Source organism: Oleiphilus sp. HI0117, assembly GCF_001635235.1.
Genome location: NZ_LWGA01001131.1, coordinates 1 through 8,789, shown reverse-complemented (window position 1 = coordinate 8,789; position 8,789 = coordinate 1). Strand labels below are relative to the sequence as shown.

7 protein-coding genes and 1 pseudogene are annotated in these 8,789 nt (G+C 45.8%); 2 read left to right on the top strand and 6 right to left on the bottom strand.

The genetic code is table 11. The features are described 5' to 3' along the window. Positions 1–32 precede the first annotated feature (32 nt). Positions 33–947, bottom strand: a complete 915-nt coding sequence (locus A3757_RS20225) for an ABC transporter permease (RefSeq protein ID WP_068553468.1) — start codon at positions 945–947, stop codon at positions 33–35. Then, positions 937–1,929: an ABC transporter substrate-binding protein gene (locus tag A3757_RS20220; RefSeq protein ID WP_068553469.1), complete on the bottom strand. Its 993-nt coding sequence runs from the start codon at positions 1,927–1,929 to the stop codon at positions 937–939. Before A3757_RS20220 ends, A3757_RS20225 begins: the two co-directional genes overlap by 11 nt. A 224-nt stretch (positions 1,930–2,153) precedes the next feature. On the opposite strand from A3757_RS20220, the gene A3757_RS20215 reads away from it, so the two are divergent. Then, complete coding sequence (locus tag A3757_RS20215) at positions 2,154–4,352, top strand: histidine kinase N-terminal 7TM domain-containing protein (protein WP_197470163.1); 2,199 nt, start codon at positions 2,154–2,156, stop codon at positions 4,350–4,352. A gap of 4 nt (positions 4,353–4,356) precedes the next feature. Here the strand turns inward: A3757_RS20215 and A3757_RS20210 are convergent, their stop codons facing one another. Genes A3757_RS20210 through A3757_RS20195 form a run of 4 tightly spaced genes read right to left on the bottom strand, consistent with a single transcriptional unit; the run spans position 4,357 to position 8,137 of the window. Further along, complete coding sequence (locus tag A3757_RS20210; RefSeq protein WP_068553471.1) at positions 4,357–5,043, bottom strand: lactate utilization protein; 687 nt, start codon at positions 5,041–5,043, stop codon at positions 4,357–4,359. Next, complete coding sequence (locus A3757_RS20205; RefSeq protein WP_068553472.1) at positions 5,040–6,458, bottom strand: LutB/LldF family L-lactate oxidation iron-sulfur protein; 1,419 nt, start codon at positions 6,456–6,458, stop codon at positions 5,040–5,042. The genes A3757_RS20210 and A3757_RS20205 overlap by 4 nt, the downstream gene beginning before the upstream one ends. Next, complete coding sequence (locus A3757_RS20200) at positions 6,451–7,200, bottom strand: (Fe-S)-binding protein (RefSeq protein ID WP_068553473.1); 750 nt, start codon at positions 7,198–7,200, stop codon at positions 6,451–6,453. Before A3757_RS20200 ends, A3757_RS20205 begins: the two co-directional genes overlap by 8 nt. Beyond that, positions 7,190–8,137 (bottom strand): phosphate/phosphite/phosphonate ABC transporter substrate-binding protein, encoded by a 948-nt coding sequence (locus A3757_RS20195; RefSeq protein ID WP_197470162.1) that lies wholly within the window; start codon positions 8,135–8,137, stop codon positions 7,190–7,192. Before A3757_RS20195 ends, A3757_RS20200 begins: the two co-directional genes overlap by 11 nt. Before the next feature lie 373 nt (positions 8,138–8,510). Here A3757_RS20195 and pyrG point away from each other — a divergent pair. Then, a pseudogene (gene pyrG, locus A3757_RS20190) lies at positions 8,511–8,789 on the top strand (CTP synthetase); the annotation flags it as partial.

The following is an 8,789-nucleotide window of genomic DNA, read 5'->3' as shown; positions in this document are numbered from 1 at the left end:
ATTAAGACTAACATCTACCTTGCTCATTGAGATCATTGGCCGAACCTCGTGCGTGCTTTAATGGCGCTTTTGATATTTGGGGCAACAATTGCGAGCGTTACCAAAATAGCCGTGATCAAATTGAGATCTTGAGCTTTAAGGCCTAATAATTCACCGTTAAGTGCCACGGCAATAACCAGGCGATAGAGTAGTGAGCCAATCAGGCAGGCAAGGATCCAGCGAAACAGGTTCTTCGGGCTAATCAAGGCTTCGCCGCCTATCACAGAAGCAAGGCCGATAATAATGATGCCGACCCCCATAGTTACATCAGCGCTACCCTGACTTTGAGCAAATAAAGCGCCTGCCAGGGCGACAAGGGCATTAGATAGTGACATCCCAAGAATAACCATTAACGAAGTATTGACGCCATTGGCCTGAGCCATTCTGGGGTTAGAGCCTGTAGCGCGCATTGCTAAACCAATTTCACTACGCAGGAACATAAAAAGCAGGGTGAAAGTAATAAGACTAATGATACCGAAGCAAATTGGGTAGGCGACATAATAAGGAATCTCATAAGTAGCAATACTTAGCTTATCTAGCGGGCTTAACAAGGTATCAACGCCGAGCAACGCGATGTTCGGGCCATCCATTATTCGCAGGTTAATGGAATAAAGCGCGATCATAGTCAGGATTGATGCAAGTAAATGCAAAATTTTTAGTTTCACATTTAATATCGCTGTCACTGAGCCTGCAAGGGCGCCGGCTAAGCAAGCGCAGAGCGTCGAGATAAGAGGGTTTACGCCAGCAACAATCAGTGCCGCGGCGACAGCGGCCCCTAAGGGAAAAGACCCGTCAACAGTAAGGTCTGGAAAATCCAGGACTCGAAAAGAAAGAAAGACTCCAAATGCGACCAGCGCAAAAATGAAGCCGGTTTCTAAGGCGCCGAATAAGGCAAAACTATTCAACAAGTGATTTAGCCTTAGAGATAAACTCTGGCGAAAGTGTTATGCCCATACGCTTTGCTGCGCCAGGATTAACAAACAACTCTGTATTCATGACACCTTGAACCGGAATATCAGCAGGTGATTGGCCTTGAAGAATCTGCACAACGATCTTGCCTGTCTGTCGGCCCACTTCATAGTAGTTAAACCCTAAGGCCGCGATGGCGCCACGAGCGACACTATCGGTGTCGCCGGCAAAAACAGGAATGTCTGCTTGCTCAGAAATTTTGATGATACCTTCTATAGCAGAGATGACTGTGTTGTCTGTAGGGAGGTAAATTGCATCAACCTTGCCGAGTAATGAGCGAGCTGCAGTTTGCACATCCGAGGACTTGGGGGAGACTGCTTCAATTACTTGAAGGTTCAGCTCTTCAGCATGTTGCTTGATTAGCTTGAGAAGTGAAACAGAATTAGCTTCTCCTGGGTTGTAGATAATACCGAGTTGCTTACTGGCAGGGAGGACCTCTTTAATCATCTCTAAATGCAGTTTTATCGGTGTTAGGTCCGACACGCCTGTAACGTTTTTGCTCGGTTGCTCCCAAGACTTCACCAGTTTGGCTGCCACAGGATCGGTCACTGCGCTAAAAACTATGTTGGTATTTCTGGCAGAGGCTACCGCAGCCTGGGCTGAAGGGGTGGCGATAGCTACAAATACGTCTGGCCTGTCGCCTGCAAATTTTTTGGCTATTTGGGCTGCAGTTGCCGGTGCGCCTTGTGCACTTTGGTAATCCCACTTAAGATTTTCTCCGTCTTTCCAGTCATGCTCGGCGAGGACATCCTTAACGCCCTTTCTCACTGCATCAAGGGCAGGGTGCTCAACAATCTGGGTGATTGCAACGTGCTTACTTTCTGGAGCGGCAAGCGTATTAAAGGATAGAAGGCTCGCTAGATATGATACTAGCAGTAGGTTGAATAGAGACTTGCGGGGCCAGGATAAGAAGTGTTTCATTAATTGCATCCATCAAATTATTGTCATGAAGCGATAAAAGTGGCTAAAGCTTCTTATTTTTTGCATGGTAATCAATCGTTAGCTTGCTGCCAAGCGATTCTGGGAGGATAATGCCTGTTTAGATTATGTACAGCTAAAGGCAACTATTCGAATAGGGGTAATATTATTCCGTCACAGCCCATGCTGAACATAGGATCAGGAATGTTAAGGTCAGGGTGACCGTTGTGGTATGGAACAATTTTGCTTTTATTAGTCTGGTTTGCGCTCTATTGAGTACAGCCAGTGCAGTACTTTGCTTATCGGCAAAACGCCAGGGAGGGTCGATTCTTTTTGGCCTAATCTGTACGCTCTTGGCTCTCTGGTCTTTTAGCTTGTTCGTTGGAATGTCTACCAACGAGCCTTCACAAGCTTTGTTTTGGGCACGTTGTGCTAACTCAGTCGTGTTATTCCTTCCGGTCTTGTTGTTTCACTTTGTTGTAAGCTTTGTGGGTAAGCAACATGCCTACGAGCGTGTTTCTTTCTCATACTATCTTTTATCGCTTCTCTATTTGAGTTTGATATTTATCGCTCCAGAGCATTTTCTACACAGTCCCAGCTTTCGTTTTGATGCTTTCTGGTTCCCTGTAGGGGGGAACTTGTTCTATCTGTTTCCGGTATTTTTTGCCGGGATTATTGGGCATACTCTATATGTCCTACTGCAAGAGAGAGCCGACACAACCCGCTCAGGTAAGTTAAAGTTGGACTATCTGATCATGACGATTGCCCTGGGTTTTTTAGGGGGTGGGATGACGCTATCTCTTGAGTTTGATATCAATATACCGCCTTATGGCTTACTTTCAGTCGCCCTTATGGTGGTGATATCTACCTACGCAGTATTGAAACATGACCTACTTGAACTGCCCGAGACGCTGAGTTTTGTTATCACGCGTTTGATGATTTACATTTGCATCGTTGGTTTCGTGGTTTTAATGCTTAAAGGTGGCATCTTTATAGATCAAGCGTATTTGAGTGTTTCTCAGACTGTATTTCTGGTTCTTATCACCATCTGTTCCTGTGAATTTTATGCAGCGATGAAATCTCGCTTACAAGCGTTTTCAGATAAAGTCCTGGTTCGTCAGAAACTTGATGCTGAGCGGCACTTTCGAGACCTAATGTATCAGCTAGATCAATCTGATGACTTTGAGTCGATGTTGCCAATTCTTCGGCAGTTTTTTGAGCAACAAAGCTATATCCATCACTATGCATGGTATTTGGATAGGGTTCTATTGGAGCGAACTTTATCCAGGAAAGAGTTGGAGCGCTTTGATGCGAATGACCTGAGCGCTGAGAGAAACTATCAACGCATACTATTTAGCGGCAGTGATGGACGCCGCCATGATCGTTTGCCCTCTTCTATAAACGTGCACCTGCAGGGTGAGGCTGAGGAAAGAACGCTTAACGCCCAAATGGTTGAAATTATGTCAACTGAGCAGCTCGATGCTGCCTATGATTGGGTCGAAATGGTGCCGGGACGTGAGATGCTGGGTTTGCCTGTTGTTGCAAATAGTGACTTTAGGGGAATGCTCTTAGTCGTCGTCAGTAAATCTGACATGCGTTTGAAAGATCAGTCGAGGTTACAGGCTTTGTCGTCTAAATTGGGTCGACTCATTGAGCGTGTAGAGTTTTTTCGCCGTCAGGCTTTCCAGGAGCAGCGCTTCTTATTTCAAAAAATGCAGAGTTTGCAGTCTTTGGCCGGTAATATCGCCAATGACATGAGAGGGCCTTTAGATCAATTACATGCCTTTGTTGAACATGCTGCATTGGTACGAGCGGAGCTAAAAGATGAGAGATATTTAGATAGTCCCTATAGCCAAGCTCATGTGGCTATCGCGCGAAGTGCTCAGGTGATCGACATGAGTCTAGGTCTGGTGAAGGATGAACCCATCGATGTAAGTACCTTCAAGGTGCTTTCAATTCAGAGTGTAGTAACGAAGAGTTTGGCAGAGTATGTGTTTATGCCAGGAGAGCGAGAGAGAATACGAACAGACTTACGCCAAGACTTCTTGTTCAAAGGTGATGAATGGTTATTGATTTATGCTTTGTTTAACATACTAAAAACGGCCATCAATCACTCTGTCGTGGCTAAAGGCGAAGAGATCACTATTGATAGTCGGGTTGAGGGTGGCCGTAATGTATTATTATTGCGTTATAAAGAAGGTGTTCAGCGTTCTCAGCTAGAAGGTTTAAGAGTTGTGGATGAAGATTCATCTAACCTTGATCTGGCGACCGTCTATTATCGACGGGTCATGAGCGCTTTAGGGGGGGCGATAAGTTATTCCACTGACTCGGAGCAATGCACCGAAATTCTATTGGTTTTCCCCTGTTTAAGAACGGGAGGCGGTGATAGTGAATCGATTCTGGATGAGCTGAGCGTTGCTCCTTAGCACTCTATATCTCTGCGTTTTCTTGAACTAAGACAATCAGCTTTTTGGGTCCATGAGCGCCATAGGCTAGTGTTTGTTGTATATCTGCTGTTTTCGACGGGCTGGAAATAAACAAAACATTGCTTGGCATTTTCTCGCATTGACCCCAAGGTTCATCATTGAGCAAACTTGATAAATCCGGGTAGATTTGATCCTCTTGTAGTAGCACTAGATGTATTGGTGGCACAAGCGACATCATTCTAGGTTCGTCTTTATTTGGCAGCAGCAATAAGGTTCCGGTTTCGGCTATTGCTCCCTGTGCAAGGGTGATGCCGATATCGATGTTATGGAATAAGGTTTCCCGAAGGGTTTCATAAGCTTGTGAGTAGCGTGTAATGCTGATGTTATTATTATGAAGGCGCAGAGCTTGTTCAATTTCGCTTTGGTATGCAAGATTATTCCCTAATAAGCAGTGCTTGGCTTTTTCTCTTTCCATGATGTCAGTAAGTGTTGTTTTCCACTTAAGCGCGCTAACTCGATGTACTTCTGCGTGATTTTCTTCTAGTTTTGAGATCAGCTGCCTAAGCAAATCTTCAGCTTGAACAATACCACTACGACTTCTATGGGAGCTAGGCAAACCCTCGCGTTCTGGTGCTTTAAAACCCTTGGAGCGTTTTAGGCGTGAGAGTATGTTCAGTTTAGCTTGGTTCATTGGCGTGGCTCCTTGCTTTGTCCATCAAATTTTTGATGGCTATGCTTTAGCCTCTCGTGAAGGGTACGTGCACTTGGGCGAGCCGGTGTTCGGGTATTGCGCCATGCTTTTGGGTAGCAAGTGCTGATGAAAGGGAAGGCGCCCATGAGCTTGGTGACTAGGCGATAGAGTTTGGGGTGGGTATGGATCACTTTCCACAAACGCCAGATCCACGATTCTACCTTTAGCGTCGAGCCAGTAGCTTGTTGTTTGTTTCTCAAACTACGGATAAGTTGAGGCAGTTTAATATCTACTGGGCAGGCTTCCCCGCAGGCGCCATTAAGGGAGCAGGCATTTAGAAGCTCCCCATGACTTGCCATACCCTTAAGTTGAGGCATAACAACCTGCCCAATAGGGCCGGGGTAGGTTGTGCCGTAAGCATGTCCGCCTATTTTGGTATAGACCGGGCAGTGATTCATGCATGCACCACAGCGAATACAAGCGAGAGTGGTTTTCAGCTCCGGATCTTGTTGGATGAGTGAGCGGCCATTGTCGAGAATAATTAAGTGAACTTCCTCGGGGCCGTCAAGTTCTCCTGCTTGACGCGGGCTGCTAATCAAGTTGAGGTAGCTGGTGATATGTTGGCCGGTTGCGGAACGAGTGAGAAGGCGTTGTAGTGTTGGTAGTTCTCTCAGGCTTGGAATAACTTTTTCCAGGCCCATAATTGCAATGTGCACCGGAGGAGCTGTGGTAGATAAGCGTCCATTACCCTCGTTTTCTACCAGGCAAAGCGTACCTGACTCGGCAGCAGCAAAGTTGACGCCCGAAATGCCAATGTCTGCTTTTTCAAATTTATCCCTGAGGATTCTTCTACCCAGACCAATCATGCCATCAACGTCGTTCGGGTCGCATTTCAACTTGAGCTTCTTTTCAAATAGTTGAGCAATTTCCTGTTTGTTTTTGTGGATGGCGGGCATGATGATATGAGACGGTGTTTCATCGGCAATCTGCACAATGTACTCCCCCATATCCGATTCAATGGCTTCAATATTATGGCTCTGGAGGAAATTGTTCAATTCGATTTCTTCGCTCGCCATCGACTTTCCTTTGATAACAAGTTTGGCTTTGCGACGTTGTGCTATGTCGAGAACAATTTGGTTAGCTTCGATCCCGGTTTCTGCCCAATGTACCTGAATGCCGTTATTGCTACATTGTTGTTCTAGTTGCTCTAGCAGTTCAGGTAAACGCTCGACGACGTTCTGTCTTATTGCTGCACCTTGTTCTCTAAGGGTTTGCCATTCCTCTTCATCACTGAAGGCTTGTTTGCGTTTATTGCGTAGAAAGTCCATGGCGCCGCGGAAGTTGGAGCGTAGCTGCGTATCTTCTAGTGCGCTTTTTATGCGAGTGGCGAAGTTTGAGTGCGCGTCGTCAGTCATGTTGTATTCCAAAACGCTGAGCAATAAATCTCGCGATATGGGTGCAAGGACGCTTGTCGCCTGAATGCTTGATATGTCCGCTAATATTCAAAATGCAGCCACAATCACCGCTTAATATAGACTGAGTATTTGGTGATAGTAAGTGCTCACATTTGTCTGCTGTCATGGCGGCAGAAATCTCAGGAGACTTGATAGCAAAGGTTCCCCCAAATCCGCAGCACTCCTGCTCTAGTGTTGGTAAGGATACCTCGACGCCATCTAGCTTTCTTAGAATTGATAGCCATGGTTCTGCGACTTCCATCTCCCTAAGGGCGCTACAGGATCGGTGAAGACTGATATGAGTGTGGGAGCTGTCGATTTGCTTATTGTATGGGAGGATGGGCTCTAGAAACTCGATAAGCTCGTAGGTTCTCGAGCTCAGCTCTATTGCTTGTTTATGCTCTGTGGAACCCGTGTCGAAGAGAGTCGGGTAGTGATGCTTGATCATGGCCGCACAAGAGGCTGAAGGTACGATAACAGGTAACTTTTTGTCGGAAAAAACCTGAATGGTGTGCCAGGCGACATCTTTGGCTGGGCTTGCTTCACCCGAATTATAGGGAGGCTGTCCGCAGCAGGTTTGCGCTTGAGGAAATACTATTTGATAATTACATAGTTCAAGCAGAGCAATCGCATCCATACCTGATTCCGGGTAAAAGGAATCTATTAGGCAAGTTCCAAAGAGGTAGACCTGTTTACTCTGCATGAGATTTTTTCGAAGTACCGTTAAGGATATGGAGGTCGATCAGGCCAATTTCATCCCAGTCGCTGTTTTTAGCAACCTCAAAGCCGTTTTCAACAAAAATATATTTAAGAAGCTTTACCCCTTCGTCATCCTTAATCATATTCACAAACGCCCGCTTTAACTTGGTGAGCGAGAAAAAATCGACGCGAGGGTGTGCGATAAGAGGGTAGGGAGAAAACCCGGGGCTGTCCCAGAGCATTCTCAGGCGACTACGTATTTCAGGGGGGAGTGCTCTAAAGCTCTCATCAGTTCCGCCACCGGCGATGTAATCCCCATTAGCGACGCCTTTGTAGACCGCTGACTGACTAGATAAAAACTGGGGGATGATATCGAAGTTAAGTTTATTCAGGCTTTCTCTCGGCACTACGCTGGCGGCAAAATCTAGCAAGCCAGGAAACGCAATGGTTGAATTTCTTAGCTCTGCCAAGGTCTTAATTGGTCCAGTTTTCTTAACGAATATTAGTCCTCTGATTGGCTGTGACTTGCGTTTGACCTGGGCCTGGTAGCCCGGAAACTCTTTAAATGCATGAAACTGCAAAGGGGTAGTGTAGGCAAGGTCGTAATGCCCTTTGGCCAGTTTTAATTCAAAATCGAGTTGGCTGCTGGCAGCTTCATATTTAAGTTCAATTCCCGAGGCTTGTTCCAAAAAAGAAATTACGTTTTGCCATGCTACTGTTTTAGTAGGAAGAGAGCTGCTTGATGTTGCATAGCTGAGTTGTTGGTCTAGCTTCTTTTGTTTCACCGCAAACTTGCTTTTTTTCTTAACGATCTGTTTTTCAAGAGCTTCCAGTTCGGCAACGGGTTTGGGGAACGAGGGCGCAACGCCGACAATTAAAGGTTTGGCATGTAAGGCTGAACTTAATGAAAAGGACAGTATAAATAATAGGCTTGAAACCACGGCTATTGCTGAGCACGAAAAGCCTGCTTTCGACTTTTTCAGAGCGCTGGGCACTATTGAATTGTCATGAGTTTGGGGGTGGGGGCGATACACGAATTAGCTCCATTTTTTGGCTTATGTTTATGATAAAAGACAATGTCAGCCTCTGCCAGGCCAGGTACTATAAATTTAATTTAGCTATGAGGCCTTTGCAGAAGAGATATTAGCTGTGATTGAACGCACATTTAGTTTGAGTGAAACCTCGCTTTCTGGTAATCTGGCGCCCCATCTTGAGATGAAAATCTCCCCCTTCTACATAAATATTTGAGTTAACTGAACTTTGCGTGGCGCAAGGTATGGAAAGCTCTTTGTCTGAGATATTGACGGGATTTGCATGACACGTTTTATTTTCGTGACAGGTGGTGTTGTATCCTCCTTAGGGAAAGGCATCGCTTCAGCTTCATTGGCTGCTATTTTAGAAGCTCGAGGGCTGAAAGTAACAATGCTTAAACTGGACCCATATATAAATGTGGATCCAGGCACGATGAGTCCTTTTCAGCACGGTGAAGTATTTGTTACCGAAGACGGTGCCGAAACTGATTTGGATTTGGGGCATTATGAGCGCTTTATTCGAACCACGATGTCCAAGCGAAATAACTTTACGAGTGGTCGA

Excerpts from the sequence above, each read along its gene's own strand:
- A3757_RS20210 (WP_068553471.1), bottom strand. The coding sequence starts at position 5,043 with ATGAACCAAGCTAAACTGAACATACTCTCACGCCTAAAACGCTCCAAG.
- A3757_RS20200 (WP_068553473.1), bottom strand. The coding sequence starts at position 7,200 with ATGCAGAGTAAACAGGTCTACCTCTTTGGAACTTGCCTAATAGATTCC.
- A3757_RS20205 (WP_068553472.1), bottom strand. The coding sequence starts at position 6,458 with ATGACTGACGACGCGCACTCAAACTTCGCCACTCGCATAAAAAGCGCA.
- A3757_RS20220 (WP_068553469.1), bottom strand. The coding sequence starts at position 1,929 with ATGAAACACTTCTTATCCTGGCCCCGCAAGTCTCTATTCAACCTACTG.